Origin of the sequence: Corallococcus sp. CA047B, from assembly GCF_003612065.1 — a bacterium.
Classification (GTDB): Bacteria; Myxococcota; Myxococcia; order Myxococcales; family Myxococcaceae; genus Corallococcus; species Corallococcus praedator.
The window spans coordinates 22943-48659 of sequence record NZ_RAWD01000029.1 but is presented as its reverse complement, the minus strand read 5'-3'; the positions used below and the strand labels follow the sequence as shown (position 1 = coordinate 48659).

The window sequence follows — 25717 nt, the reverse complement described above, 5'->3', positions numbered from 1 at the left end:
CGGCCAGGGGGGCCTTCGTCGGGGGGGCGGCCCGCCAGAGGCGCTTCGCGGTGAAGAGCATGAACACGCCCATGGTGCCGTTCAGGTACAGCCAGGCGACGTAGAGCTCGTGCCGGACGGTCCACATCCAGGCCATCAGCGTCAGGTTGAGCGCGAACACCAGCCCCACCACCACCAGCGCGGAGATGATGCCCGCCCGCCGCTTGAAGATGAGCAGGCTCAGGGTGAGCGGGTTCAGGAAGGTGAACAGCTCGTTGACGACCACGAAGCCCATGGGCACGGGGGCCTGCGGATCATTGGCGAAGAAGCCGTACGTCGCCGCGCTGGCGATGTGGATGAGCGAGCCGACCGAGAAGCACACGAAGTACACGGCCAGGATGAGGCGGTTGGGCCACACGGAGCCCCCGCTGGATGTCGAAGGTGTTTCAACGGTCATGACGTGTCTCCAGGACTGGAGGTGTCCCCCGGAGACGTCCCTCCCGTCCAGCCCCCCCCGCGTGGACTCCCGGGGGGTAACTCAATGGCCCGCGGAGCCGGGGGGCTCCACGCGCTCCACCTGCTGCTGCACGGCCTTGTCGGAGGCCACGTCGGCGCCCAACTGGACGTACGACAGCAGGAAGGTGCGCCCCTCCTTCGCCGGGGCGCTGGTGGCCGCGGTACGACCCAGGGCGTCGCGCCGGGCCTCGAAGGAGGTCAGCGTCTCCTGGAGCGAGCGGCGCGTGGCCTCGTCCTTCTCCGTCTTGAGGCGCTCCTTCACCCGCGTGATGTTCGCCTCCACCATGCGCTGGCTTTCCAGGGCGCGGTTCGCCTCGGACTGGTCGCTGAAGGGGCCGGTGCCCTCCACGGACACCTCCAGCTTCGCGACCTGCCGGCCCCGCTCCCCGGGAGGAATCAGCGTGGAGACGCCCTGGCGCTGCGCCATGCCCACGCCCCGGCCGTCGTGCGACTGCACCACGAAGTCCACGCCCTCGGCGCCCTGCGCCAGCTTCACGGCCTCCGCGTAGGGCACCGCCGCCAGCAACACCACCACGTCCACCTTCTCCGTGGTGCGCAGGCGCTTCACCTCGGCCGCCACCGCCGGCTGCACGGGCTGGCCCTGGACGCCCGGGGGCAGGAACGCCGCGCTGTCGCCTCCCTTCGGATCCGGCGACGCGGGGGAGACGCCGATGATGCCCACCTTCAGCCCGCCCGCGGTCGTGACCACCGACGCCGGGAAGAGCCGCTGGCCCTTCGCGTCCACGAGGTTCGCGGACACGAGCGAAAGCTTCGCGCCCTTCGTCTTCTTCTTGAGGAAGTCCACGCCCAGCACGAGGTCGCGCTGGCCCACGGCCATGGCCGTGTAGCCCTGCGCGCCCATCTGCTCCAACAGCAGCCCCGCGCGCAGCTTCGCCGTCGGGTCCTGGCCATCAGCCAGACTCTTGAAGAGCGCATTGCCCGCATCCAGCGCGAGCACCGGCACGCCCTTGGCGCGCTCCTGCGTCAGGACCGTCTTTCGTCTGGCCAGACCGCCAGACGGGTTGTGTCGTCAACCACAGGGGGCGATTTCGCCCCCATTGTCTCCGGTGAAGAGCAGGACGAGCTTCTTCGGCGCGGCGCCCGCCACCAGGGGCAGGAGCAGCAGCGCCAGGGCGACCAGCCGACGGGGGCTCACTTCTTGCCCTTCTTCGGCGCGGGGGCGGCCTTCTTGTCCAGCTCCGCCAGCTTCGTCTTCGCCGTCTTGGCCGCGTCCGACTTGGGGTAGCTCTTCACGAGTTCCTCCAGCGCCAGCTTGGACTCTTCCTTCATCTTCAGCTTCTGGAAGCAGTCGGAGGATCGCAGGTACGCGTCCGGCGCGGAAGCCGTCTTCGCGAAGTCCTGCACCACCTTGCCGTACTCGAAGAGGGCCTCGCGGCACTTGGACTCGGAGAAGTACGTCTCACCCAGGCCGTAGTGCGCTTCGCCGACGAGCGCGTCCTTGGGCCACTTCTTCACGAACTCGTTGTAGAGCTGGCGCGCGACCAGCACGTCGCCGGCCTTGGCCTTGTCCTGCGCGAGCGCGAGGAAGTCCTTCTTGTCCGCGGGGCGCTGGAGATCCTCGGCCTTCTTCTTCGCCTCGGCTTCCTTCACCGCTTCGGCGCCCTGGAGCGCGAGGAGGCGCTGGTTGGTCTCCTCGGTGTTCTTGCCGAGCGCCGCTTCCAGTTCGCCAATCTTGTAGAGGTACGTCTCCACCTGGCCGCGCAGCTGCGCCAGGTCCTCCACGGTCTTCTGGAACTGCACGCCGATGTCCGCGTCCTTGCGGCGCGCGGCGGTGTCCAGGCTCTGCAGGGCCTGGGTCACCTGGGCGACCTTCTCGTCGATCTTCGGCTGGGTGGCGGCGAGCTGGTCGCGCGCCTCCTTCAGCTCCGCCGACAGACGGGCGTTGTCCGTCCCGAGCTTGTCCACCTTGGCTTCGAGGGCACGGCCGCGGTCGGCGGGGTAGAAACATCCGGGAACGGCGGCGGTCAACAGGGCGAAGAGCACGAGCCTGCGCATGGGGCCGGCATCCTAGGTCCAAAGCCCTCCGCGCGCCGCTTCTGTTTGCCTCCGGGCGCCATCCAGGCGGGCGGCCTGCCCCTGCCTTCAGTGCTGCCCCTCCGCCTCCAGGCGCTCCACGGCCCTGGCGCAGGCCACCCGGAGCCGGGACAGGTTCAGGAGGAAGGGCACCGGCCGCGCCCGTCCGGAGTCCACCGCGTCCCGCGCCCGGCGGTACTCGCCCACCGCGGCGTCGGGCCGGCCGCACTGCTCCAGGAGCAGGCCCAGGAGGTAGCGCGCGGCGACATGGTCCGGGTCCAGGTCCAGGCACCGGCGCAGGTCGTCCTCTGCCTGCGTGTCGGAGACGCCGGTGGAGGCCCCGTCGAGCACGCGGGAGAAGAGCCAGTCCGCCTCCGCCATCGTGGACGCGAGCGCCTCCGCGGCGAAGGGGGGCCCGTGGGGGACGGCGTCTGGCTCCGGATCCGACACATGTCCGAGCACCGCGAAGGGAGGGACGGCGGGAAAGCGGCCGGAGTCGCGCTTCGGGGTGACGTCCGTGGGCTCGGGGGAAGAGCGGCCGACGTCGCTCGGCGATGCGCCTTCGTCAGGCACGGCAGGAAAGCGACCGGAATCGCGCTTGGGTGCAGCGGGCCCAGTCACCGAGGGAAAACGTCCGGAGTCGCGCTTCGGTGCCGCGGGCTCAGGCACGGCGGGAAAGCGGCCCGAGCCCCGCCGGGAGCCAGGAGCGCTCACCTCCGCTTCGTCCACGCGCACGTAGAAGAACGCCTGCTCACAGGGCAGCAGCCGCAGCGACGGCGGAACCTGGAGCAGGGGCTCCGCAGCGGACAGCACCAGCACGCCCCCAGGCGCGAGCTGCTCGCTGAGGTTGCGCACCGTGCGCTGGAAGGCTTCCGGCGTGAAGTAGATGAGGACGTTGCGGCAGAAGATGACGTCGAACCCGCCGCCTCCCTCGGCCTCCGGATACGGCAGCTCCATCAGGTTGTGGCGCCGGAACCCGGCCTGCGTGCGCAGCGACTCCACCAGCACCTGACGTCCGCCCCGGTGCTGGAAATAGCGCGCGCGCGTGGCGTCCGGAACCCGGCGCAACGCATCCGCCGGAAAGCTCAATTCGCGCGCCCGGTTCAACACCTGTTCGGAGATGTCCGTGCCCAGCACCCGGCTGGCCGGATCCGCGCCCTCCTGCGCCAACAGCACGAGCAGCGTGGCCACCTCCTCACCCGCCGCGCACCCCGCGCTCCACACGCGCAGCGGCAGCTTCGAGCGCTGCACCCGGGGCGACAGCACGTGCTCCCGGAACGCGGCCAGCTGCACCTCGTCCCGGAACACCTCCGACGTGTGCACCGCCACCGCGCCCACCAGCCGCGCCAGGTCCGCCGCGCCCACCCTCGAGCGCAGATGGGACACCACCTGCGCGGCCTGCTCCTCGCGCCCCAGCGCTTCCAGGCGCGCGTCCAGCCGACGCCGCTGGGCCGCGCTCAGCGCCATGCCCGTGTGCGCCGCAATGAACGCGTGCACGGGAGCCCAGCGCTCGGAAGAGGACGTCACGGCACCGGCTCAGCGCCCCGCGGCCAGGGACTCTCCGCGCGCCAGCTTCGCCAGCGTCGCCGCGACATCATCGCCGTGGATGAGGTGATCCACCGCCTTGCGCTCCACCGCCGCGCCCGGCATGCCGAACACCACGCAGGACTCCTCGTTCTGCGCCAGCGCCAGCCCTCCGGCCTGCTTGATGGCCAGGAGCCCGTCCGCCCCGTCCGCGCCCATGCCCGTGAGCACGACGCCCACCGCGCGCCGGCCGTACGTCTTCGCCACGCTCTCCAGCAGCATGGTGCCACTGGGCATGTGCCCGTCGCGCTCCACGCCGGGCTTCAGCGCCACGCGCCCGCGCACCGGCACCAGCGTGTGCTGATCCGGCGGCGCCACCAGCACCATGCCCGGGGTCAGCACGTCGCCGTCCTGCGCCAGCCGCACCTTGAGCTTGCTCGCGTTGGCGAGCCAGCTGGCCAGCGACTCCGAGAAGGCCGCGTTGATGTGCTGGACGATGACGATGGGCGCCGGGAAGTCCGCCGGCAGCTCCGCCAGCATCCGGTAGAGCACCTGCGGGCCGCCGGTGCTGGCCGCCACCGCCACGATGCCCATGGAGACCGCGGGCAGCACCGCCGTGGGGTGCGGCGTGCCCGCCTGCGTGCGCTTGGGGCCGCGCAGGTGCCGGATGACGCGCACCGAGGAGATGAGCTTCACCTCCTTGGTGAGGTTCCACGCGTCCGCGCCCGCGTCGATGGAGGGCTTGATCTGCAGCGCCAGCGCGCCCAGCTCCAGCGCGCGGTACGTCAGCGCGGGGGCCTGTGAGCGCGGGTCGCCCGTCAGCACCAGGATGGGCGTGGGGCACTCGGCCATGATGTGCTCCACGGCCGTCAACCCGTCCATGACGGGCATGTCCACGTCCATGGTGATGACGTGGGGGCGGAGCTCCTTCGTGAGGGCAACGGCCTCCGCGCCGTTCGCCGCGGTGCCGACGACCTCGACATCCGGGTCGTCGCTCAACGCCGCGCTGATGAGCTGTCGGCAGATGAGCGAGTCATCGACCACCAGCACCGAGACTTTCTTGCCCATGGACGTTCCATACCCCGTACGCGCGGCGGGGAGTATAGCAATGCGCGTGGATCGCCGGGGCCCTGGGACTTCAGGCCAACAGACGCCCCACCACATCCACCAGGTCCTGCCGGACGAGGTCGCCTTTCGTGATGTAGCCGTCCGCGCCGGCCGCCAGCCCCCTCGCCCGGTCTACCTCCCCTCCTCGGGTGGTGAGGATGACGACGGGCAGGCCGCTCCGGGCGGGATCGGTCTTCAGGCGCCGGGTGAGCTCCACGCCGTCCATCTCCGGCATCTCCAGGTCGGTGACCACCAGCTCCACAGGAGGGCCGTCCTCTCCGAGCAGCGCCAGCGCCCCGACGCCGTCCGGCGCCCGCAGCGTGTCGTACCCCACCGCCTCCAGCAGGTTCGCCACCAGTTCGCGGGTCAGGGGCGAGTCATCCACCACGAGGATGCGGCGCCGGCGCACCTCCTGTGCTCGCACCGGGGGACGGACGAGCCGCAGGGGCGCCGTGCCGTGAACGCCCGCCGCCAGGGTCGCCGCCGACAGGACCATGGCCAGCCGCCCGTCCGCGAGCGAGGTGGCCCCCGTCAGGTGGGTGAAGCGGGCGAGGATGCCCTTCAGCGGCAGGATGGCCTGGACGCGCTCCTCCAACACGCGATCCACCGCCAGTGCGGCCTCCATGCCCTGGCCCTTCACCACCAGCACCAGCTCGCCTTCCCGGGCGGGGCGCTCGGCGGCGTGGCCCAGGAGCGACGCCAGCGAAGCGAAGGGAAGCACCCGGCCCTCGGCCCGGAGCACGGGGCGGCCGGCGACCTCTCCCACCTCCGCGGCCTCCACCTTGAGGGCGCGGGAGACGTGGACGGCGCCCAGGGCGAGCGTTTCGTCGCCCACCTGGACGAAGAGCAGGGGCGCGACGGTGAGGGACACCGGCACGCGCAGGGTGAAGATGGTGCCCCAGCCGGGTGCGGACTCCACGCCCACGTCGCCGCCCAGCGCCTGGAGGGACGCGCGCACGGCGTCCAGGCCCACGCCCCGACCTGACAGGTCGGTGACCACTTCGCGCGAGGAGAAGCCGGGAAGGAAGATGAGGTCGCGCGCGGCGGCGTCGGACAGGGCGTTGGCGGTGGCCTCGTCGAGCACGCCCCGGCGCACGGCCACCCGCCGCAGCAGCGCGGGATCCATGCCCATTCCATCGTCCTCCACGCGCAGCACGATGCGGCTGCCTTCGCGTGCGGCGCGCAGGGTGAGGCAGCCCCGGGGATGCTTGCCGGCGGCGACGCGGTCCACGCGCGTCTCCAGGCCGTGGTCCAGCGCGTTGCGCACCAGGTGCATCAGGGGTTCGCGCAGGGCCTCCACGACGGAGCGGTCCGCGCGGGTGTCCTCGCCGTCCACGACGAGCTCCACCTCCTTGCCCAGCTCCCGCGCCAGGTCGCGCACCATGCGGGGGTAGGGTTCGAAGAGGACGGCCAGGGGCAGCATGCGCAGGGTCTGGACTTCTTCAGACACCTGCCCCAGGTCGCGCAGCTCCGCGTTGGCGAGCAGCTTGGCTTCCCGGTGCAGGGTGGCGGCCAGCTCCTTCGCGCGGCCCAGCCGCTCCGCGATCGCCACGCCCGCGGGGCCCAGGTCCTCCGCCGCGCGGGCCAGCTCACTCAGTTCGCGCACGAGCGCCAGCCGCCGAGCGTTCGCCAGTTCGCGGCGTCGCGCCACCTGCCCCAGGTTGGTCACCGCGCTGGTGAGCATGTCCAGGCTGGCCACGCCAATGCGCACCGCCGTGTCCACGCGGACGTCACCGTTGCGGACCGCACCGCCACCGGCCTTCGGCGCGACACCCGAGGGTGGACGGGAGCGAGAGGCGGAGTCGATCAACCGGGTGCCCGGCAGCGGCGCCGACGCGGGATTCACGAAGGGGGAACCCGCCGGGCCTCCGGCGGTGGAGTTCAGCAGGTGAGCTCCCGTGGAGGCGGCCCCGGTGGCGGGACTCACGAGGTGCGAGCCGGAGGAAGCACTTGCGGCCCCTGCGAGATGGGAACCCACCGAGCCGCCGGTAGGCGAACTCGCGAGGTGCGCCCCCACCGGAGCCCCCGGTACAAGCCCCGACGGATGCCATCCCGCAGCGGAGACCGTCGCCGTGTGCGCCCCTCCCGGCGCGCCCGAAGCGGACGATCCCGGATGCACTCCCCCCGGGGTTCCCTGCGAAGCCCCCAGCGCCGTCTGTCCTCCGGGCGGCTCCGAACGGATGGCCGTCATGAGCAGGTGCGACGCGGCCGTGACCGGGGACATGCCCGCCCCCGGCGCGGACTCCGGACGGAGCGCCATCGTCGACCAGTGGGCGGGAACCACGGGCGCGCCCGACTCCGCGCGCGTCGTCGCCAGCAGCTGTGACGCGGCCCCCTCTCCCTTCGCCGTCGCTCCAGGAGCCTTCGGCGGCGCCGCCCAGCCCCCTTCCTCCAGCGTACGGGGCACCACCGGACGCGCGGCCTCCGCCGTGGTCCGCTGTTGCAGCGTCGCCACCAGCGTCTCCACCGCCAGCGGTGGCTCTGCCGCCTGAAGCGCCCCGGACAGCGCGAGCACCGTGTCCGCCGTGGTGAGCAGCGCGTCGGTGGACTCCGACGACAGGCGGTAGCGGTGGGGCTCCGCGCAGCGGACCAGCTCCTCCATCTGGTGCACGAGCGTGTTGATCTCGTCGAAGCCCATCATCCGGGCCTCGCCCTTCAGCCCGTGCAGCTCGCGCAGCACCCGCTGCCCGGCCTCCAGGCTGCCCCCGGCCTCCAGCTCCATGAGGGAGCGGTTGATGCGCTCCAGGCGCACCGTCACCAGGTCGCGGAACTGCTTGAGGAGCCGTTCGCTGGGGTTCACCCGCCCTCCTCCTTGCGCAGCGTCGCCTGATGGATCTGGAAGCGCTCCACCACCCCACGCAGGTCCTGCGCCAGCCCCAACAGGTCCCCGTTCGCCGAACTCACCTGCTTCGTGGCGTTGAGGCTCTGCTGGGTGATGCGCAGGATGTCCGCCATCGTGTCCGCGAGCTGATCCGTGCCCGTCTGCTGCTGCTGCGTGGACCGGGAGATGCTCCGCACCGCGTCCGACGTGCGCCCCGCCAGGCTGACGATCTGCCGCAGCGACTCCGACACCTCCTCCGCCAGCGCGGTGCCCGTCTCCACCGCGCGCACCCCGCCGCCCGTCACCGCCACCGCGGCGGCGCTCGCCTCACGCACCTCCTCGATGAGCCCTTCAATCTCCTTGGTGGACTCCAGCACGTTCTCCGCGAGCCTGCGCATCTCCGCCGCCACCAGCGAGAAGCCCCGGCCCACCTCGCCCGCCTTCGTGCCCTCCAGCTCCGCGTTGAGCGCCAGCAGGTCGGACTTGTCCGCCACGCCGTTGATGAACTCGACGATCTTCCCAATCTGCTGCACGCGCTTGTTCAGCCGCGCCACCGCGGAGCTGATGGCCAGGTTGTCCTGGCGCATGCGCGACATGGCCCCCAGGAACGACTCCGCGCTGCCCTGCCCGCCCTGCGCCGCCGCCAGCGTGCGCTGGGCGATCTCCGCCACCGAGCCCGCGTTCTCCGCGATCTGCTTCGCCGAGCGCGCCAGCTCCTCCGTCGTGGCGCTCGTCTCATCCAGGCTGCTGGCCTGTTCGGCGGCGCCCGCCTCGTAGCGCCCGGAGGTGCTCAGAATCTCTTCCGTGGTGGCCGAAATCTGCGCCCCCGCGCGCTGCAACTGCGCGAGCACGTCCGCCAGGTGCGTGCGCATCGTGGTGAAGGCCGCGGACACCGCCCACACCTCGTCCTCCGCGGGCACGAGCCGGGGGCTCGCCAGGTCCCCCGCGGCGATGCGGCGCGCCTCCCCGGACAGCTCCCGCATCGGCCGGCCCAGCAGCGTGCCGCCCAGGTACGCCGTCGTCAGCGCCAGGCCGAACACCACCACGCACAGCACCGCGCTGGACATGAACGCTTCCAGGTGCAGCGCGTCCACCATCACCCCCTGCACGTCCGGGCTGCCCGCCATCTGGAGCCGCGTGAAGACGCGGTCCGACAGCGCGATGACGACCTGGGCGCACAGCACCGCGGGCGTCACCACGCAGATGGCGGTGAAGGCCACCAGCCGCGAACGGATGCGCGAGCGCCGGGGCAGCGCGGCGATGACCTGCGCGTGCGTCAGCCCTTGGTCCGCCACCCACAGCACGCCCCGGCGCGCCCGGAGCGTGACGAGCCCGTACACGAGCAGCGACGTGAGCGGCCCGAACAGCGCCCCCAGCCCCGCGATCTTGAGGGTCAGCGCGACCGGAAGCGCCATCTCCGTCCAGAGCACCACCGCCACCACGCCCGTCGTCAGCACCCACAGGCCGAGCGAGCGGAAGAACGCCTCGCCCGGAGCGCGCGACATCTCCCCCACGGCCTCCGACAGGTGTTCGGCCGTCGGCGCCACGTCCCCCCGCTCCAGGGCCCGCAGCGTGGGGAACCTGCGCAGGGACACGCCCACGCCCAGCAGCATGTGCAGCGCGCTCACCCCCACCACCAGGAACACCAGCGCGCCCAGGCTGCCCGTCAACGGACCGCCGATGACGAGCGACGCGAAGTGCAGCCCCAGCGTGGAGCCCACCAGGTTCGCCAGTGGGACGGGGACCACCAGGTGTCGGCTGAAGGAGGCCCGCCGGGGCCCGATGCGCACGGCCATGGACGCCCTACCCTTCCCCGGTTTCGACGTGGAAGCGCTCCACCACGTGCTGCAGGTCGTGCGCCAGCGTGGACAGGTCCGCGTTGGCCGCCACCATCTGCTTGGTGGCCGCGGCGTTCTGTTCGGTGACGCGCAGGATGTCCCCCATGGCCGCCGCCAGTTGATCCGTGCCCGTCTGCTGCTGCTGCGTGGCCAGGGAGATGCTGCGCACCGCGTGCGACGTCTGCCGCGCCAGCTCCAGGATGAGCCCCAGGCTGTCATCCACCTGCGCCGCCAGCAGCGTGCCCAGCTCCGTCGTCTTCAGGCCCGCCTCCGTGGCCATCACCGCCGCGTTCGTCGCGTCGCGGATCTCCCCGATGAGCCCTTCAATCTCCTTCGTGGAGCGGATGACGTTCTCCGCCAGCCTGCGCATCTCCGCCGCCACCAGCGAGAAGCCCCGGCCCACCTCGCCCGACTTGGTGCCCTCCAGCTCCGCGTTGAGCGCCAGCAGGTCCGACTTGTCGGCGATCTCGTTGATGAACTCCACCACCTTGCCAATCTGCTGCACGCGCTTGTTGAGGCGCACCACCGCGTCCGCGATGGCCTCGTTGTCGTGCTTCATGCGCTGCATGGCGCCCAGGAAGGCGGTGGCGCCGCGCTGGCCGGACTGCGCCGCGCCGAACGTCGTCTCCGCGATGGCGGACACGGACTCCGCGCTGTCGGCGATCTGCTGCGCGGACCGGGCCAGCTCCTCCGTGGTGGCGCTGGTCGCGTTGAGCGCCCCGGCCTGCTCGTCCGCCCCCACCTCCTGCTCCGTGCTGGTGGCCACCAGCTGCTCGGTGGTGGAGGAAATCTGGATGCCCGCCTTGCGCAACTGCGTGAGCGCCTGCACCAGCTGCACCTGCATCTGGGTGAAGGCCGCGGATGTCGCCCACACCTCGTCCTCCGCATGGATGACGCGCGGGGGGCGCACCTCGCCGCGAGCGATGCGCGTCGCGTCCTCGGTGATGGCGCGCAACGGCTCCGACAGCGCCGTGCCCGCGAGCGCGGCGGTGCCCAGGACAAGCAGCGTGACGAGCCCCGCGAGCAGCCCCAGCGGAGGCCCCTCGCCCTTGCGCGCCCGCACGAGGATCTCCTCCCGCGCCTGCGGGGTGGTGGCCTGCGCCCACGCATCCACCACCGCCACCGTGCGCGTGAAGGCCACGTCCAGGATGAAGAGCGACGGGCTCAGCACCGCGATGGCGGTGAACACCACCAGGCGCCGGCGGATGTGCATGCGCCGGGGCGGCAGCGCGGCCAGCACCTCCAGCGGCGACAGCCCCTCCGCCACCAGCCGCTCCAGCGTGACGCGCGCGCGGCGCACCAGCATCAGGTAGACGAGCATGGAGCTGAGCGGCCCCAGCGACAGGCCCATCAGCACCACGCGCAGCCCTTCGGTCCACGACACGTGCGCGAGCAGCGGGAAGGACACCGCCACCAGCACCGTCCCGCCCAGCCAGCCCTGCAGCGCGAACCAGAAGCCGACGCCGGGCATGGCCGCCACTTCCTGGAGCGCGCGGCGCAGGTGCTCGGGCCGGGTGGGCAGCCGGCCCTCGCCCAGCGCGATCAACGTGCGCAGGGCGCGGCTGTCGCGAAGCCCCCCCAGCCCCAGGAACAACCCGAGCGCGCACAGCCCCAGGATGGACAGCGGGAGCCGGCCCTCCGTCGGCAACGTGTGGGACAGGTGGATGTGCAGCAGCGCGAGCATCACGCCCACGCAGCTGCCCAGCACGCGGGGGCGCGTCGTCCAGCGGGCCAGGGAGCGCAGCTCGGGGGGCGGCTTCATGCGGCCTCCGGGCCCAGGGTGCGCAGGTAGCGCTCGAAGCCGTCCAGGTGCACCAGCGGCCACAGCACCCCGCGCGTCACCACGAAGCCGCGCAGGCTTCCCCCGGAGGACCCCGCCACCACCGGCGAGGGCGGCAGCACCGACAGCACCTCCGCGTCAATCTCCAGCCCGTCCACGCCCACCGCCTCGCCCGTGAGGGTGACGAGCACGCGCTGGGCGCCCGCGGCCTCCCGGAAGGCCCTGCGGGCGGACACCCAGGACCCACCCGGCGCGGCGATGGAGGCCACCTCGTTCGCCTCGAACGCGAGGCGGTGGGGGCCCACGTGGCACAGGAGCGTCCCCTCGACCCGAGCGGCGCGGGGCATGGCCCTAGCCGCCCTGGCTGAGGTGGTCGAAGAGGCCTTCAGGGTCGATGACGGCCACGTCGCGCGCGCCGCTCTTGCCGGGGCCGCGCAGGTGGACGTGGACGCCTGATGGGCCCAGGGGCTCCAGCGCGCCCGTCACGGGGGACACCCCGGCGACGCTGCTGGCGGTGAGGGCGAGCGTTCCCCGGGGCAGGCGCACGAGCACCGCGCGACGGGAACCGGCGGTCACCCCTCCCACCAGCAGGCTCATGTCCACGACCGGGATGACTTCACCCCGGTGCGCGAACACGCCCAGCAGGTGGGGCGGGGAACCCGGTACCCGCGTCAGCTCGGGGAAGGTGACCACCTCCGCCGCGGCTTCCGCGGGCACCGCGTACCAACTGCTTCCACAGGCGAAGACCAGGTAGGACTGACGCGTTTCCGACTCGAGGGCGGCCATTTCGCGCCAGAGCCTACCCCAGAACTAGCGCTGGAACTCCACGCGGCGGTTCTCCGCCCACCCTTCCTCGGTGGCGGCGTTGGCGACAGGGCGCGTCTCACCGTAACCCACCGTCGACAGACGGTTGGACGGAACGCCCAGGTCGGTCAGGTAGCGCTTGACCGCCGCGGCGCGGCGGTTGGACAGCTGGAGGTTGTACTCCTCCGTGCCGCGCTCGTCCGCGTGGCCGCCCAGGGTGATCTTCCCCGTGGCCGCCTTGATGCAGGCCGCCAGGTCGCCCAGGCGAGACTGCGCGCTGGAGTCCAGGGTGGACTCGTTGAAGCCGAAGCGCACCGGCGAGTAGTCGCAGCGGGAGTCGGCGGAGGCCGTCACGCAGCGGCCGCCCTGGCAGTCCTGGCCCTCACCGCAGTCGGTGGCGGCGGTGCAGGTGTCCTTGGGGGCCTGGCAGCGGCCGGCCTGGCACTTGCCACCGTTGCACGCGGAGTCGTCCTTGCACTGGGCCTCGGCGCACTTGCCGGCCTCGCAGATGCGGCCGGAGCCACAGGCCGCGTCCGTGGTGCACTCAGGGGGCTTGGGGGCGCACTTGTTCGCCTGGCAGGTGAAGCCCTCACGGCAGTTGTCGTCCGTGGCGCACTCCTGGCACTGACCCTGGACGCAGACTTCGCCCTTCTCCTTGCAGGTCTCGTCGTCGTTGCACTTGGGATAGGTGGGCGGGCACCCGGTCAGCACGGCCACGGCGAGGGCCAACCCCGCCCAAAGCGAAATCCGACGCATCATTCCTCCGTACAGCATTCACGGGAAAAGGTGACCCGCTAGCTCGCGGGTCAAGGCTGTCGCGTGTAGTCGCACACCCAGCCGGGAGTCAAAAGATTTGTCCTTTCCTCATCCTTCCGGGCCGAACGAGTCACTTGATGCCCCGATTATTTCCGTGAGAGTGTGACCGGTTTGCCCATGCCCGCCGCCGTCCTCATCGTCGATGACGAAAAAAACATCCTCCTCACCCTGAGCCAGTCGTTGCAGCTGGCCGGCTACCGCACGGAGCTGGCCAGCAGCGGGCAGGTGGCGCTGGACGTGGTGAGCGCGCGTCCGGTGGACGCGGTGCTGATGGACGTGAAGATGCCGGACATGGACGGCCTCACGGTGCTGGCCCGGCTCACGGAGCTCAAGCCGGAGCTGCCGGTCATCATGATGTCGGGCCACGGCACCATCGACACGGCGGTGAAGGCGACGCAGCTGGGCGCGCGGGACTTCCTGGAGAAGCCCCTGGCGCGAGACAAGCTGCTGGTGGCGCTGCGCAACGTGCTCACGCACCAGGCCGCGATGGAGGAGTTGCAGGAGCTGCGCGCGCAGCTGGGCCGCTTCGACATGGTGGGCGGCGGGCCGGCCATGCAGCGCATCTTCTCCCTCATCCAGCGCGCGGCGCCCAGCGAGGGCCGCGTCCTCATCACCGGGGAGAACGGCACCGGCAAGGAGCTCATCGCGCGCGCGCTGCATCAGCACTCCCGGCGCAAGGGCGGGCCGTTCGTGAAGCTCAACTGCGCGGCGGTGCCGCACGACCTCATCGAGAGCGAGCTGTTCGGCCACGAGAAGGGCGCGTTCACCGGCGCGGTGAGCGTGCGGCGCGGCAAGTTCGAGCTGGCGCACGAGGGCACCCTCTTCCTGGATGAGATTGGCGACATGCCGGCCGCGATGCAGTCGAAGCTGCTGCGCGTGCTCCAGGAGGGGGAGCTGGAGCGCGTGGGCGGCGCGGAGACGCTCAAGGTGGACGTGCGCGTGCTCGCGGCGACGAACAAGAACCTGGAGAAGGAGATCGCCGCCGGGCGGTTCCGCGAGGACCTCTACTACCGCATCAACGTGGTGCAGATTCACTCGCCGCCGTTGCGCGAGCGCAGCGAGGACCTGCCGGACCTCATCAATACCTTCCTGAGCGAGGCGTGCGCGAAGAACGGCCGGCGCCCGCTGATGCTGTCGCCGGACGCGCTCGCGGTGATGAGCGCGTACGACTACCCGGGCAACGTGCGCGAGCTGCGCAACCTGGTGGAGCGGCTGGCCATCCTGTGTGAAGGCCCGGTGGTGTCGCGCACGGACGCGCTGGAGCTGCTGCCCCGGGGCCGTCCCCTGCCCCCGATGCCCGCGGCCACCGTGGGCGGAGACGCACCCCTCTCTCCGGCGACGGTCGCGCCTCCGGCCTCCGGGCCCGCGGCGTCAGGCCCCGTGGGCTGGCGGCCCCGCGTGGATCAGACGTTCCGTGAACAGGTGGAGGACGCGGAGCGGGAGATCATCCAGCACGTCCTTGCCCACACGCATGACAACGTGACGGAAGCGGCGCGGATCCTCGATCTGGAGCGGGGTCACTTCTACAAGAAGATGAAGGCCCTCGGCCTGCGCCGCGGACAATCCGACTCGTAAGTGCCTGCATTTGTTGCCCCTTTTCAGTGAGAGAAACCACGTCGACCGGCACCAACCCGGCCTGCGTGTTCGCCGCGTGTTCGCCTGCCATTCCGGAAACCACCCGGAACCGGCCCATCTGCCGCGCCAGGTGCGCAACGTCGTCCGCGAGGTAGATCGCGGCTGTTACCTGCGGTGAGGCATGTCCCAGCAGACGCTGGGTGGCCACGATGTCTCCCGTGGCCTGATGAACGAAGCTTCCGAACTGCTTCCGGAAGCCGTGGAACGTGAAGCCTGCGGGCAGCGTCACCCCGGCGCGACCGGCGATTGAGCGAAGGAGCTTCGTCACGTGCCAGCTCGTGTGGCGCATGCCGCCCTTCCGGGGCGCCGGAAAGAGAAGCCCGTCTCCTCCCCCGAAGCTTCGGCGGTAGTCCCCCAGCTCCGGGTGGAGCTGCGGATGAATCGGCACGAGCCGCTCTTTTCCGCCCTTCGTCGTGGTGCGTCCCCAACTGCGCCGCACGTGGATGACGCCGTGCTCGCCCGCATTCCAGTCAATGTCCGTCCACTTCAGGGCGCCCAGCTCGCCGCGGCGCAGGCCAGTGAAGAGGGCCACCACCAGCAGAATGCGCCAGGGGCCTGCCGCCGCCAGAAGCGTCGCAATCTGGTCCGCGTGCAGAACCGTCACCGCGCGCCGCTCCAGCGACGGGCGATCCACGGCATTCCAGGGGTTTTCGCTGATGAGGCCCAGCTTCCGGCGCGCGTACTCGAACACGAGCCGCGCGCGGATGTGCAGCATGCGCGTGGTGGCCGGGGCCTGGCCCGCTTCGCGGGATTTTTGAAGAAGCGCCTCGCAGTCTGCGGGCGTCACCCGGTTGACGAGCTTCTTGCCGAAGTGCGGCCCAATCCACCGGTGAAGCTGACTCCGCATTGGCGCGAGGCTCGCTTGGTGCTGGTTCGCCGCCTCGTACTTCCGCATGAGCTCGTCGCAGGGAATGGGCGTCACCATCCGCTTCTCGACGCCCGCCTTCACCCGCTCAGCGAAGATGGCCTTCTCCTGGACGAGGCGCTCCGCCTCCGCCGCCATCCGTGCCGTGCTCTTCTCGCGCACAACGCGGCCACTCTCGTCGCGGTAGCGCAGCCACCACGTCCCGTACTCGGGCGCCTCCCGACGGACACGCTTGCCTGCGGCGACCATCGCTCGGCCTGCGCGGTTGGGGCGGAAGTACGCGCTCGTCACGGACGATCCTCCGACGACTGCCGGTCCACCCACGCGCGCACCTTCGCCGGGTCGAACCGGTAATTCCGGGTGCCAAGTTTCACGAAGGGGAAGCCGGTGTTCGCGCGTACCTGCTTCCACACCCAGGCGGACGACACCTTGAGGAAGGCGGCCACGTCATCCGCCGTCCAGAAACCGATGGAGGGGACGGCAGCCACCGTTCGCGCAGGCTCCCCGCTCGCGTTGTCGGCGCCTCCGCTGTCGTCACAGTTGACCATGGCGTCCCCCATCGCGACTGAACAATCTATCAGGTTTGATACATGGCAACAACCGCACGGGTAGGCCACCTCCAGGCCTGACCTGTGCCTCAGCAACACGCGCGCCACGGGCTCCCGAGTCACTCGCCGCGCAGCCCGCACTAGTCGCCCGTCCGCGCACCGAGACACCCGTCCCGTCCGAAAGCGAAGCGGCGCCCAACAGGAATAGCGAAGCCTGTGTGATCTGCGATTGGCCCACGGCGACCCCAAGACAGGCCCCGCTGGCGCTGAGTGGACGCCAGCGGAGACCCGCGGACACACCTGCAGCACCATCACGTGGTTACAGGGCCCTATCACCGGACAGCCCATCACGACCAACCGGTGAATTCTGTGGTGAAGCCTTGGGAAACCCACTGCCACTCAGTCAGCGGGCACAACGAGACTGCTCTGAATATCGTTACTGCTAGTGCAGCTTGAAAGCAAGCCCGCTACCGTGAGATCGAGCGCGAGGCCCCGTCACCGGTCTCCAGCTTCACCGGCGCGTAGCAACCGCCTTTGTACTCGTAGAGATCATCCGGGCATGGCGGCGCATCATCGACAACCACCTGAACCCAGCACCCCCCGTTGAGCTCTTTCTGGCTGCCCCTACACGGAGGGCGCTGTTGGACCTTGAAGGGTTTCGACGGCATGTCGCGAGCGATGAACGGTGAGCCCACGCCAACCAGCAGCACTGGTGCTTCCACGTCCTCCGTGATGCTTTCCGCGAGGCTGGTCGTGAGCGTGTCCAAACCGGGCTCGTGACGACTGGTCACGGAGGTCCGCAGCGCGTCGGGTGAGGGCGCAGGCTGCTCGTGAGGCCAGACGAGGTTCGCGAGGAACCCAAGCACGAGGGCGCCAAGCGCCACGTCCTTCCAGTGGTGCACTGCGGCGGTCCGAGCGCGAACTGCGGACCGACGCCACCGCCCGCGCCAACGCTGCCAGCGCGTGATCGGAGGCGAGAGCAGGTGTTCCCGCAGTTCGGGGCGCGCCAGGGCTTGCTCCAACAGGTTCGGCAGTTCCTCGGACACCGCGGTCAGCTCCTCATCCACCTTGGCGGGCGACGCCGTTCCGGGGAGGCGGACTTTCAGCGCGCGGTACGAGGGAGATTCGGACGACGTCCACACGACCTGCAACGAGGCACTGGGGTACTGATCCAGCACCTCCACGGGAGTAGATGGGAGCAACTGCCCCTCGCCCACCGTAGGTCGCGCCAGCACTGCGGCTTCTCCGGTTCGGATCTCCCGAGCCAGGTACACGTCGCCCTGTGCCGTCCCTCTCTCGATGCACCTGCCGAGGTGGTACCCGCCCAGTCGGCCTGCATGTCGGCCATCGTTAGCGCGCGGCTCTCCCGGACTCACACCACCACCTCCGCGCGTCTGCTGAGACGTACCACCCTGGCCGGTATTCATCGGCTTCCGCATGAAACACTCCCGCTCACCTGCCTGGGCAGCGTAGCGCCAAGCTCCCACTCTACGATGCTCACTTGATTTCCCGGACCCACTTCGAACCGAGACCGCTCAGCGCCCACCCTTCTTTGGCGGCTTGTCGAAGCCCTGCTCTTCCTCCATCGCATCCAACCCTCGTCGTAGCAGTTCCGTCAGGACCGCCCGCTGGTCACCGAGGACTCGCGTCAGTCTCGTGAAGCGCTCGGGTCCGAGCGTCGTTCGAGCGGCGTAGATATCGAGGCCGTCATCCCAAATGAGGGCGCCAAGCTCCGCTCTGGACATCTCCGCGTTGGAGGGTTCCTTCTGTTCTTCCTTCAAAGCAGCAAGCAGCTGCTCATCGGCAGTCTTCGTGATTCGCAGGTTGAGCGCGACGGATCTCGGCTCCTGCTTCCGGTACTGCGCCACGGTGGCACCTCGCATGCAGTTGGCCCTCCGGTGTAGGCGGCCGGCGGTGCGCCGGTCAACGCACGACCAACGTACGCCGCACGCAATCGCCACGCAAGCACAACGCTTGCGTGGCGCTTGCGTGGCGCATATATAGGTCTTGCGGATGGCGGACGGACGGGGCTCCACACGGGAGAGGGCACGGCGGCGGGCGCGAGCTGGGTGGCCAGCGAGGACGTCAGCAGGAGAAGCACCGCAGAATCGACACGCAGGCGCAGGGGGTGGACCGATGCGGTACGTGCACATCAGGGAGCGGAAGCGGGAGGACCTGCTCACGGGCAAGGTGGAGCGCCTGAAGGAGGTGCTCCGCGACGCGGGCCAGAGGCCGCTCAGCGCGTACGAAGTGCGGTACGCCCTGGAGAACGTCGTCGCACTAGGCCAGCGCGACGAGAAGCTGCGCGAGGTTTCGACGCTCGCGCAGCAGGTGGTGGCGGCACCGGCGGATGAGCGCCTGCGCGGGCTGCTGGACAACCGCACCTGGCCCTACGCGGAACCGGACGCCCCCCAGCAGAGCTGAGTCCCCAGGCGAGGCACGTCCCTGCGCCCGTTCCAGTTGAGCCGGACACGCTCCGGCAAGAGCCCTTCACAACCCCGAGGACGAGATGGCCAACGACATGGAGACGGGAGAGGTGCGTCCGCACGGCACGGCCCCTCGGCAGCCCGGACAGACGCGCGCCGCACCATTGGCCCGCGCGGAGCTGGCGGTGCTGTCCCCGCGGGAGTTGATGCGCCGAGCCCTCTCGGGGTGCCTCTCCGACAAGACGCTCGTCGACCGCGAGCTGCGGCGGCGTGGCCCGGCCGCCGTGGCAGAGGCGCAGTCGGCGGTGCCGGTGGACCGCGCGGCGCTGGCCGGGGCTCCGGACTCCCTCGAGGAGCTGACGCGCCGACTCCGCACGCTGCGGGCGTACTGGCGCATCGGGGAAGGCGTGGCCATCGAGCGCGCCCTCTCCGAAGCGGACGCGCTGCCGGCACGACGGGAGACAGCAGCGCAGGCGTGGCGTGACGCCCATGCGGCACGTGACGCGCTGCCGCCTTCCCGAGACATGGGCGTGGAGTCCCCGTGGTACCGCGCGCAGGCGGCCGTCACCCAGGCGCGACAGGCCCTCACCCTCCTTCGCCAGGGCGAGGACGCGCTCTTCGTCTCGCTGGAAGTGGAGTTGTGGCACGCGCGGCTGCGCGCCGCCGACGTGCCCTCGCAATGTCAGACGTGAGGGGTACGCATAAAGTCATTAGACCTGGAGAGTCCAATGGCTGGCTGCACGCGAAGCCCCTGCCCTGCCTTCACCGAGCACCCCGAGCGCAGCTGGGTGCTGTGCGAGCGCGAAGAGGGCGAGGGCCACGAGGGGAAGCACCGGTGGCGGGCCTTTGAGTGGGAGAGCACCCCGGAAGAGGAGGTGCTCGCGGAAGAGCGCGAACTGCTGCGCCGGGCCGAGCAGGCCGCGGGCGAGCACTACGAATAGGAGTCGGACGATGGGCCCCCGCCACCTGCGAACACCCTCCCCCGCTGTGCGGCAGCACCGGGCCAACCGGCAGGAGTACTTCCGGGAGCTGGACAAGCTGAAGGGCGCTGCGGAGCCCACGCCGCCACCGAGCGCGCGCCCTGCCCCGGACGGCCACTGCCACTGCGGCGCGCCCCTCCTGCGAGGGAAGGACGGGCTCTTCTGCGGTTGGGGCCTGCACGACGGTTGAGCGTCACTTCCCGGCGGCGACATGCCGTCGGGCCCTTGGGCAGCCGCGCGCGTCTTTTCCGTCTCCCCGGCCCGGGAGGCCGATTGCGCGACGCGCACGGCTGCAACCCGGCCCCATCGTGGGGCCGGGCCTTGTCGGTGGGAGCGGCCAGCACAGGGCTGGACGGACCGCCCCACCACGCCCCGTCGGCATTGGGCCGCACGGGGTTCTCTCGCGGCGCCGACGTTGGGCGCCTGCCCGGCGGGGTGGGTACTCCCCCCATCCACCTCGCCGGGCCCTTCTCACGCAGCACACGGAGGACGCACGCATGAAGGCTGGCGACTGGTGCATCACGAAGGACGACGAGAACTGGATGGACGCCCCGGCCTTCGCGACACGCGAGGAGGCCATCGCCAGGGCGGGCGAGTTGGGACTCTCGCCGGGCGAGCCCTTCTGGTTGGCCGTCGCGACGACTCCCGCCAGCTACCTCGGCGCCGACAACGTCGTGGACATGCTCGACCAGCACGCGATGGATGAGGGCCCGGAAGGCGGTGACGGCTACGTCGTGAGCGACCAAGCGCGCCGGGAGTTGGAAGTGCTCCTCGACTACTGGGCGCACAAGCACGAGGTCCGTCCCATGTGGTTCGACATGGACGGCACGGAGCGGCTCACCGTCCCCGCGTAGCAGCACCGCGCCGGCACCTGGCGCGCGCCGCACACGAAACACCCGCCGATGAAGGGCATGGGCCCCGCTGCGAAAGCAGCGCACCGGTTCGACTCCGGCCTCGGCACTCCGTCCAGCCGCAACCGCAGCACCCTTCCCCAGGAGTCGTATGTCTTCCCTCTCGCGTCTCTCCGCGCTGGCACTCGTGTGCCTGACGGCCTCCCCCGCCCTCGCGCAGTTGGAGTCCTCCTACCATCCGCCCACGCCGGACACGTCCGCGTTGCGCGGCGACGCCACGCACATCATCTACAACGCCAACATCTACACCTCGCAGGATGGTGACCCCCTCCGCCGCTCGGCGTCCGCCATGGCAGTCCGCGGGGAAACCATCCTCTGGGTGGGCCACGGCGACGGCTGGAAGCAGTACGTCGGTCCGAACACGAAGAAGGTGGAGAACCTGCACGGCGCGCAGGTGCTGCCCGGCATCATTGACGCCCACGAGCACATGCTGAGCCCCTTCGAGCCGAGCACGGACCTGTGCTTCGTGCCGACATTCGACGCCAACGGCCAGGTGGTGGTGGGTCCCGACGGAGTGCCGGTGCTCAACACCGACCCCACCTTCGACGAGGTGCGCACCTACGCCACGAGCTGCGCCCAGCAGCGGCCGGCCGGGGCCTGGACGGTGTTCCTCTTCTCGCGGAAGTTCTACCTCACCAGCCACGGCCGCAACGTCCGCGTGGAGCTGTCGGTGGCGTCCCCGAACAACCCCGTCACGGGATTCGACGCCTTCGAGGGACACGGCCAGTTCGCCAACGACGCGGCCCTGAGCGCGGCCGGCATCGGCATTTGGGACGCGAACCCGTACAACGGCCTCTATGGCCGCGCGGAGGACGGGAGCCTGGACGGCTTCGTCCATGAGGTGGGCGCGCAGGGGCGCATCTTCGAGGCGATGGCCAACCGTCACCCCGACTCCTACTTCGCCGCCCAGTACACGCACTGGCTCAACGTGGCGGCGTCCGTGGGCATCGTGTCGGCCCTGGACATCCCCTTCGAGTACCGTCCGACGCGCGCCGCGGCGGTGAAGTCCCTGGTGCAGCACCCCGTCAACCTGACGGTGGCGTGCATGCCGCTCGAGGAGGGCGACGCGTGCCCGGACAGCCTGCGCGCCACGTCCGGCAAGCTGTGGATCAAAAGCTTCACGGATGGGGGCCTCAAGGCCTGCATCGGTTGGAGCAAGCGGGGGTACCTCAACTCCGACACCCAGTGCCCGTCCATCTACGCCCCGGGCTACCTCGGCCACAGCAACCTGTCCCGTGAGGAGCTGGCGCGGGCGTACCGGCGCGTGAAGAACACGCCGAACACGTGCGGCATCTACCACGCCTACGGCAGCGCGGCGGCGCAGTTCGCCCTGGACGTGGCCAACGAAGAGCAGATGGCCAACCAGTGCGGCACCATGGAGCACTGGGACATGGCGGACCCGGAGACCATCGACGGGCTCGCGGACCTGGGCTGGTACCTGGTGCAGAACCCCGGGCACATCCAGCTCAAGCCCGTGCTTGACGAGTACCTGACGGCGACCGAGACGGCTCGCGCGTCACCGTACGCTTCAGTCATCGCCCGTGGCGTGAAGCTGGCCTTCGGTCGCGACAGCTTCGGCCCCATCACCCCCGGAGTGGACAGCCCCTTCGTCTGGATTGCCCAGGCCATGGAGCACTGGAATCCGTCCGAGCGGCTGACGGCGGAGCAGGGCATCATCGCTTCCACCCGCGAGGCCGCCCGGGCGCGGCGTGAGGCGGGCGGCATGCTGGCCTACGGCCAGCCCGCATCGTGGATCGTCGTGGACCGGCAGGTCATCGGTGCCGACGCGGCGACGCTGCGCGCTGCCACGGTGCTGCGCACGGTCATCCGCGGGCAGGACGTCTTCACCGCCCCGTAGTCCCCACCGCACCTGACGTCGCGGGCCGCGCAGTCGTCGCGGCCCGCCCCCTCTCCCCGCGCGCTGGTGGGCCCTCCCGGCGCGCCCTCTCTCCCTATGAGTTCCCTCATGAAAAGCCTCATCAAGTTGACCCTGCTGGTTGCGTGCCTTGCTGCCTCCGCCGTCTGGGCGGAACCGCTCCCCATCGACGCCAACCTCAAGGTGCCCGGGTTGTCGTCGGCCACGTGGAAGACGGTGCTCACCGACGTCCAGCGCTACGTCTCCGAGTTCAAGCATCGGACGCTGAAACCCGGCGCGAAGATCGTCCGTCCCTACATCGAGTCCGAGGACCAGTGCCTGAATCAGAAGAGCCTGGTTCGCCACCTGACACGCTGGATTGCGGAGATGGAGAAGGTGGCGCTGTCCGACTCCGTCATCATCCAAGGCGTCAAGGAGGCGCTGAAGTTCGCGGAGGGCCCTGACATCAACTGGTGCGACAAGCCGGGCTTCAATGGCCTGGACAATCGCGGCAATCGCCTCTGGCACGACTACCAGGGCAGCAGGACCGTCGCGAACCTGCAGAAGGCCATCGCCACGACGGTTGGCAACATCCAACCCCCGAAGCTGACACCGCTTCAGTGGGCTGCGGTGATTGCCGCGATGCTGGCGGCTGAGCTCCAGCCGGTTCCGCTGTAGCCGAGACGCTTCCAGCGGGCGGCGCAGCACGGGCCGCCCGCCTTCCTCTCGCGCGCCGTCACGCACGGCGCGCTCAACCCATATGCGTCAATCAGACGCGGGCCGCGCCCCACGGCTACCATGACGCGGCGGCAGAAGTGCGCCCGGACGCGCAGCACCCATCGCAGCGACGGCCCTTCTTGAGATTGCAAGCAATGCACGAAGGGAACCAGTTCCAGAAAGCATGGACGCCGCAGCACCGCCGTGAGCGCCGATGTTCAACCTGCCACGCCCCCGACGCACCGTGGAGGCCGTAGTTTCCGAAGTTCAGCGTCTTCCAGCAGAGGTAGCATTCGCCTTCCGTCTTCGCGAAGACCTGCTCCAATTCATTCTGAGTGTACCGGCGCATACTGGGCCTACGCGGCGCAAGCGATGGCAGTAGGGCGCCCCAATGAAGCAAGGGCGCGCCCACCGTCAGACGCAAGCAGCGCTAGGCGACCTCCTCGACCGGCACTGCGGCAACGGGAGCCTTTTTGGCAGCCTTCACTACAGGGATGCCAACAGTCCCGCAGAGCAACTCGTATACCCGCTCGACGTTCTCGCTCGAGTTGTTGAAGGACCATGCGCCATCCTTGGCTGGCTTCATCATCGCCTGCTGCCAAGCGGAGTTGTACGTTGGCGTGGCTTCGCCAGCCGCATCGGTGGCGGCCTTCTTCGCCACGAAGTCCATCGACGTCAGCTTGGCGAGCTTGTTCAACTCCGGCGAGTTCGCGTCCCAACCAGTCTTCAAGCCAAGAGCATAGCCAAGCCGACCGAGAGCATGGAGGAAGACGGCCTGGAAGAGTACGTTCTGCTCAGCCCGACGCGCCTGCAGATACTCGCGCCGCTCGGATTGTTTCTGGTCTACGTCCGGCACCCAGGCCTTGCTGAAGGCGTCGGACACGCGTTTCCAGTACGCCGAGACAAAGGGATGGTTCTTGGACGCCATCTCAAACACCTGCTCATCAAGGCCGCGGCTGATGGGATCGTTGTCGTTCGTCATCGAGTAGGAGTAGGCCTGCACCAATGCGGAAAGGGTGAATACCTTGGTGCTGTTCTTGCCCACCGTCTTGCTGTCCTCTTCAATGAAATCGGGACTCATCCAGACGTTCTCTTCTTCGAGGCGATCCATCCGGAGCGCGAGCACTACCGGGCTGTTGGACTCGTACTTCACGAGTTCCTCCTGACTCGCCTTGGAGTTGAGTGCGTTGCTCTCGATGTAGAGACGCTTCTCGGCCTCCACACCCAGGCCCACGATCTCCCCTGCGGTGGTGACCGCAGAGATGTAAGCGACGAAGGGGATGTGTGTCTCAGTCAGGAAGACGTTGATCTGCTCACGCAGCGCCTCCATCTCCTTGAGTTGCTTTTCCTTGGAGTCGATCAACTGCTCAGAGGCTTCGTTCTTTTCGAGCTTCTTGAGTTCGGCCTTCAGGTTGTTGATCTCTTCCTGGATCCATCGGCGCATCGAGAAGAAGCCGAAGCAGCGCCCCTGACCGTCGGCGATGTGGAACACTGCCTCCTCGAGCATCGGCTCTGCCTCGAACGTGCCCAGTTGACGGTGGCGGCCAAGGGAGCTCAGGGCGAGCGCGAGGTTGGTAGGCAGGCTCTGCCCCGGTTCAACCTCCGAAAGCCGCAGGCGCGCGCCCTTAAACCGCTCAGGCACGATGAACTGGATGGATCCAAAGAACCCCTGATCATTCTTGCCAGCGATGGCGTGCTTGAGTACCCGGACCAGAAACTCACGGAATTCCCTGGTGCGCGGCATCTTGTGCACCGTGTCGCTGTCCAGAAGATCCTTGGTCGACTCCTTTTCCGCTCCACGCGCGAGCGAACGCTGCGCCTCGTTGTTGACCGTCATGGCCTGACTGGAAAGATTCGCGATGACCTCTGCTGCGGACATCGCACCAATCATCACCGTCTTTCCCGCCTGCTTGCTAACCAGAACCCCGATTTTCATGAGCTAAAACCCTTTCCACGACAAGAAAATACGCCTATTTGGACGTCCACCCGAACGACGGACTCCGGAACCAACGTTCCGTGGACTTCTTTTACGCCCAATCAGACGTAAATACAAGCCCCCATACTCATCGCGTATTTTGCGAGAAATTTACGCCTGGGGCGGATTTCGCCGTGGGTACCGATTGCGCCCGCGTCAGAGGCGCTTGGCAGGGCATCAACCAGTACGGCTACTGTTCTAGGGACACAGGGGTCGGGTACGGGTGCGAGTACATCGACGCCAACGGCGAATGCACCACAGCCTCCGGCGCCAGTTCCTCCACGCCCCTGCGTCCACTTCAGCTGCGCGACAAGCGCCGGGATCCTCATCGCGGAAAACAGCACGGTAGCCACCGGCTCTGTCACCGGCTATTGCTCAACCTTCGTCACGTTCCTAGGGCACCAGAGGACCTGTTTCAGCGCGCCTTGCTCCGTGCCTGGGCGTAACAACCAGTGCAGCCCGCTGCGCAACGCCCCCAAGCAGTGCCCGTAGTCCGCGCCCGGGAACCTCTACACCTCGGCTTCTAAGCAGTCGGCTTCACGTGGACACCCGTCCCTCCGCCGGGACGGAGCCCTAAGCTCGCTAC

At 69.5% G+C, this 25717-nt stretch carries 24 protein-coding genes and 1 pseudogene; 8 read left to right on the top strand and 17 right to left on the bottom strand.

All coding sequences use genetic code 11. From position 1 onward, the window contains the following. From D7X74_RS07805 to D7X74_RS07755, 12 genes are all read right to left on the bottom strand, one after another. Positions 1-436: hypothetical protein (locus D7X74_RS07805; protein WP_199741788.1), on the bottom strand; the 436-nt coding region annotated here is incomplete at its 3' end. A gap of 81 nt (positions 437-517) precedes the next feature. Continuing rightward, positions 518-1453: a 5'-nucleotidase gene (locus D7X74_RS07800; RefSeq protein WP_120532295.1), complete on the bottom strand. Its 936-nt coding sequence runs from the start codon at positions 1451-1453 to the stop codon at positions 518-520. Positions 1454-1525: 72 nt separating this feature from the next. After that, positions 1526-1651 (bottom strand): hypothetical protein, encoded by a 126-nt coding sequence (locus D7X74_RS44825; protein WP_255424395.1) that lies wholly within the window; start codon positions 1649-1651, stop codon positions 1526-1528. Then, positions 1648-2511, bottom strand: a complete 864-nt coding sequence (locus D7X74_RS07795; RefSeq protein ID WP_120532290.1) for a tetratricopeptide repeat protein — start codon at positions 2509-2511, stop codon at positions 1648-1650. The genes D7X74_RS44825 and D7X74_RS07795 overlap by 4 nt, the downstream gene beginning before the upstream one ends. 87 nt (positions 2512-2598) lie before the next feature. Next, complete coding sequence (locus D7X74_RS07790; protein ID WP_120532294.1) at positions 2599-3996, bottom strand: CheR family methyltransferase; 1398 nt, start codon at positions 3994-3996, stop codon at positions 2599-2601. A gap of 69 nt (positions 3997-4065) precedes the next feature. Then, positions 4066-5121 (bottom strand): chemotaxis-specific protein-glutamate methyltransferase CheB, encoded by a 1056-nt coding sequence (cheB, locus tag D7X74_RS07785; protein WP_120532289.1) that lies wholly within the window; start codon positions 5119-5121, stop codon positions 4066-4068. Between the two features lie 70 nt (positions 5122-5191). After that, the gene (locus D7X74_RS07780) at positions 5192-7960 is read right to left on the bottom strand and encodes a response regulator (protein ID WP_120532288.1); all 2769 of its coding nucleotides are present in this window, start codon (positions 7958-7960) and stop codon (positions 5192-5194) included. Next, a complete protein-coding gene (locus D7X74_RS07775; protein WP_120532287.1) occupies positions 7957-9777 on the bottom strand; it encodes a methyl-accepting chemotaxis protein in 1821 nt (606 codons plus the stop codon). The genes D7X74_RS07780 and D7X74_RS07775 overlap by 4 nt, the downstream gene beginning before the upstream one ends. 7 nt (positions 9778-9784) lie before the next feature. Beyond that, complete coding sequence (locus tag D7X74_RS07770) at positions 9785-11581, bottom strand: methyl-accepting chemotaxis protein (protein WP_120532286.1); 1797 nt, start codon at positions 11579-11581, stop codon at positions 9785-9787. After that, complete coding sequence (locus D7X74_RS07765; RefSeq protein ID WP_120532285.1) at positions 11578-11946, bottom strand: protein CrdC; 369 nt, start codon at positions 11944-11946, stop codon at positions 11578-11580. The genes D7X74_RS07770 and D7X74_RS07765 overlap by 4 nt, the downstream gene beginning before the upstream one ends. A gap of 4 nt (positions 11947-11950) precedes the next feature. Continuing rightward, a complete protein-coding gene (locus tag D7X74_RS07760; RefSeq protein WP_120532284.1) occupies positions 11951-12385 on the bottom strand; it encodes a chemotaxis protein CheW in 435 nt (144 codons plus the stop codon). A gap of 24 nt (positions 12386-12409) precedes the next feature. Then, positions 12410-13159 carry an OmpA family protein gene (locus D7X74_RS07755; protein WP_120532293.1) on the bottom strand — a complete coding sequence of 250 codons (750 nt, stop codon included), beginning with the start codon at positions 13157-13159 and terminating at the stop codon, positions 12410-12412. Positions 13160-13336: 177 nt separating this feature from the next. Between D7X74_RS07755 and D7X74_RS07750 the strand changes: the two genes are divergently transcribed. Beyond that, positions 13337-14794: a sigma-54 dependent transcriptional regulator gene (locus D7X74_RS07750; protein WP_120532283.1), complete on the top strand. Its 1458-nt coding sequence runs from the start codon at positions 13337-13339 to the stop codon at positions 14792-14794. A 148-nt stretch (positions 14795-14942) separates the two neighbouring features. On the opposite strand, the pseudogene D7X74_RS44045 reads toward D7X74_RS07750, so the two are convergent. The 4 genes and pseudogenes from D7X74_RS44045 to D7X74_RS07730 all read right to left on the bottom strand — a co-directional run. After that, positions 14943-15569, bottom strand: a pseudogene (locus tag D7X74_RS44045) (tyrosine-type recombinase/integrase); the annotation flags it as partial. 437 nt (positions 15570-16006) lie between these two features. Beyond that, a complete protein-coding gene (locus D7X74_RS07740; RefSeq protein ID WP_233602013.1) occupies positions 16007-16207 on the bottom strand; it encodes an AlpA family transcriptional regulator in 201 nt (66 codons plus the stop codon). Positions 16208-16734: 527 nt separating this feature from the next. Further along, positions 16735-17451: a hypothetical protein gene (locus D7X74_RS07735; RefSeq protein WP_147446501.1), complete on the bottom strand. Its 717-nt coding sequence runs from the start codon at positions 17449-17451 to the stop codon at positions 16735-16737. A gap of 351 nt (positions 17452-17802) precedes the next feature. Continuing rightward, positions 17803-18150 carry a hypothetical protein gene (locus D7X74_RS07730; RefSeq protein ID WP_120532281.1) on the bottom strand — a complete coding sequence of 116 codons (348 nt, stop codon included), beginning with the start codon at positions 18148-18150 and terminating at the stop codon, positions 17803-17805. Positions 18151-18403: 253 nt separating this feature from the next. Between D7X74_RS07730 and D7X74_RS07725 the strand changes: the two genes are divergently transcribed. The 7 genes from D7X74_RS07725 to D7X74_RS07695 all read left to right on the top strand — a co-directional run bounded on the left by D7X74_RS07725 (position 18404) and on the right by D7X74_RS07695 (position 23117). After that, positions 18404-18691 (top strand): hypothetical protein, encoded by a 288-nt coding sequence (locus tag D7X74_RS07725; RefSeq protein WP_120532280.1) that lies wholly within the window; start codon positions 18404-18406, stop codon positions 18689-18691. Between the two features lie 85 nt (positions 18692-18776). Then, positions 18777-19385 carry a hypothetical protein gene (locus D7X74_RS07720; RefSeq protein WP_120532279.1) on the top strand — a complete coding sequence of 203 codons (609 nt, stop codon included), beginning with the start codon at positions 18777-18779 and terminating at the stop codon, positions 19383-19385. Positions 19386-19421: 36 nt separating this feature from the next. Beyond that, complete coding sequence (locus tag D7X74_RS07715; protein ID WP_120532278.1) at positions 19422-19634, top strand: hypothetical protein; 213 nt, start codon at positions 19422-19424, stop codon at positions 19632-19634. 10 nt (positions 19635-19644) lie between these two features. Next, positions 19645-19863 carry a hypothetical protein gene (locus tag D7X74_RS07710; RefSeq protein WP_147446500.1) on the top strand — a complete coding sequence of 73 codons (219 nt, stop codon included), beginning with the start codon at positions 19645-19647 and terminating at the stop codon, positions 19861-19863. A 307-nt stretch (positions 19864-20170) separates the two neighbouring features. Beyond that, the gene (locus D7X74_RS07705) at positions 20171-20527 is read left to right on the top strand and encodes a hypothetical protein (RefSeq protein ID WP_120532276.1); all 357 of its coding nucleotides are present in this window, start codon (positions 20171-20173) and stop codon (positions 20525-20527) included. Between the two features lie 148 nt (positions 20528-20675). Beyond that, positions 20676-22442, top strand: a complete 1767-nt coding sequence (locus tag D7X74_RS07700; RefSeq protein WP_120532275.1) for an amidohydrolase family protein — start codon at positions 20676-20678, stop codon at positions 22440-22442. A 108-nt stretch (positions 22443-22550) separates the two neighbouring features. Next, the gene (locus tag D7X74_RS07695; RefSeq protein ID WP_120532274.1) at positions 22551-23117 is read left to right on the top strand and encodes a hypothetical protein; all 567 of its coding nucleotides are present in this window, start codon (positions 22551-22553) and stop codon (positions 23115-23117) included. Positions 23118-23586: 469 nt separating this feature from the next. Here the strand turns inward: D7X74_RS07695 and D7X74_RS07690 are convergent, their stop codons facing one another. Beyond that, complete coding sequence (locus D7X74_RS07690; RefSeq protein WP_120532273.1) at positions 23587-25092, bottom strand: DNA sulfur modification protein DndB; 1506 nt, start codon at positions 25090-25092, stop codon at positions 23587-23589. Positions 25093-25717: the final 625 nt, after the last annotated feature.

Excerpts from the sequence above, each read along its gene's own strand:
- D7X74_RS07715 (WP_120532278.1), top strand. The coding sequence starts at position 19,422 with ATGGCTGGCTGCACGCGAAGCCCCTGCCCTGCCTTCACCGAGCACCCC.
- D7X74_RS07790 (WP_120532294.1), bottom strand. The coding sequence starts at position 3,996 with ATGGCGCTGAGCGCGGCCCAGCGGCGTCGGCTGGACGCGCGCCTGGAA.
- D7X74_RS07695 (WP_120532274.1), top strand. The coding sequence starts at position 22,551 with ATGAAAAGCCTCATCAAGTTGACCCTGCTGGTTGCGTGCCTTGCTGCC.
- D7X74_RS07710 (WP_147446500.1), top strand. The coding sequence starts at position 19,645 with ATGGGCCCCCGCCACCTGCGAACACCCTCCCCCGCTGTGCGGCAGCAC.
- D7X74_RS07690 (WP_120532273.1), bottom strand. The coding sequence starts at position 25,092 with ATGAAAATCGGGGTTCTGGTTAGCAAGCAGGCGGGAAAGACGGTGATG.
- D7X74_RS07705 (WP_120532276.1), top strand. The coding sequence starts at position 20,171 with ATGAAGGCTGGCGACTGGTGCATCACGAAGGACGACGAGAACTGGATG.
- D7X74_RS07760 (WP_120532284.1), bottom strand. The coding sequence starts at position 12,385 with ATGGCCGCCCTCGAGTCGGAAACGCGTCAGTCCTACCTGGTCTTCGCC.
- D7X74_RS07725 (WP_120532280.1), top strand. The coding sequence starts at position 18,404 with ATGCGGTACGTGCACATCAGGGAGCGGAAGCGGGAGGACCTGCTCACG.
- D7X74_RS07775 (WP_120532287.1), bottom strand. The coding sequence starts at position 9,777 with ATGGCCGTGCGCATCGGGCCCCGGCGGGCCTCCTTCAGCCGACACCTG.
- D7X74_RS07730 (WP_120532281.1), bottom strand. The coding sequence starts at position 18,150 with ATGCGAGGTGCCACCGTGGCGCAGTACCGGAAGCAGGAGCCGAGATCC.
- D7X74_RS07765 (WP_120532285.1), bottom strand. The coding sequence starts at position 11,946 with ATGCCCCGCGCCGCTCGGGTCGAGGGGACGCTCCTGTGCCACGTGGGC.
- D7X74_RS07720 (WP_120532279.1), top strand. The coding sequence starts at position 18,777 with ATGGCCAACGACATGGAGACGGGAGAGGTGCGTCCGCACGGCACGGCC.
- D7X74_RS07770 (WP_120532286.1), bottom strand. The coding sequence starts at position 11,581 with ATGAAGCCGCCCCCCGAGCTGCGCTCCCTGGCCCGCTGGACGACGCGC.
- D7X74_RS07795 (WP_120532290.1), bottom strand. The coding sequence starts at position 2,511 with ATGCGCAGGCTCGTGCTCTTCGCCCTGTTGACCGCCGCCGTTCCCGGA.
- cheB (WP_120532289.1), bottom strand. The coding sequence starts at position 5,121 with ATGGGCAAGAAAGTCTCGGTGCTGGTGGTCGATGACTCGCTCATCTGC.
- D7X74_RS07700 (WP_120532275.1), top strand. The coding sequence starts at position 20,676 with ATGTCTTCCCTCTCGCGTCTCTCCGCGCTGGCACTCGTGTGCCTGACG.
- D7X74_RS07755 (WP_120532293.1), bottom strand. The coding sequence starts at position 13,159 with ATGCGTCGGATTTCGCTTTGGGCGGGGTTGGCCCTCGCCGTGGCCGTG.
- D7X74_RS07750 (WP_120532283.1), top strand. The coding sequence starts at position 13,337 with ATGCCCGCCGCCGTCCTCATCGTCGATGACGAAAAAAACATCCTCCTC.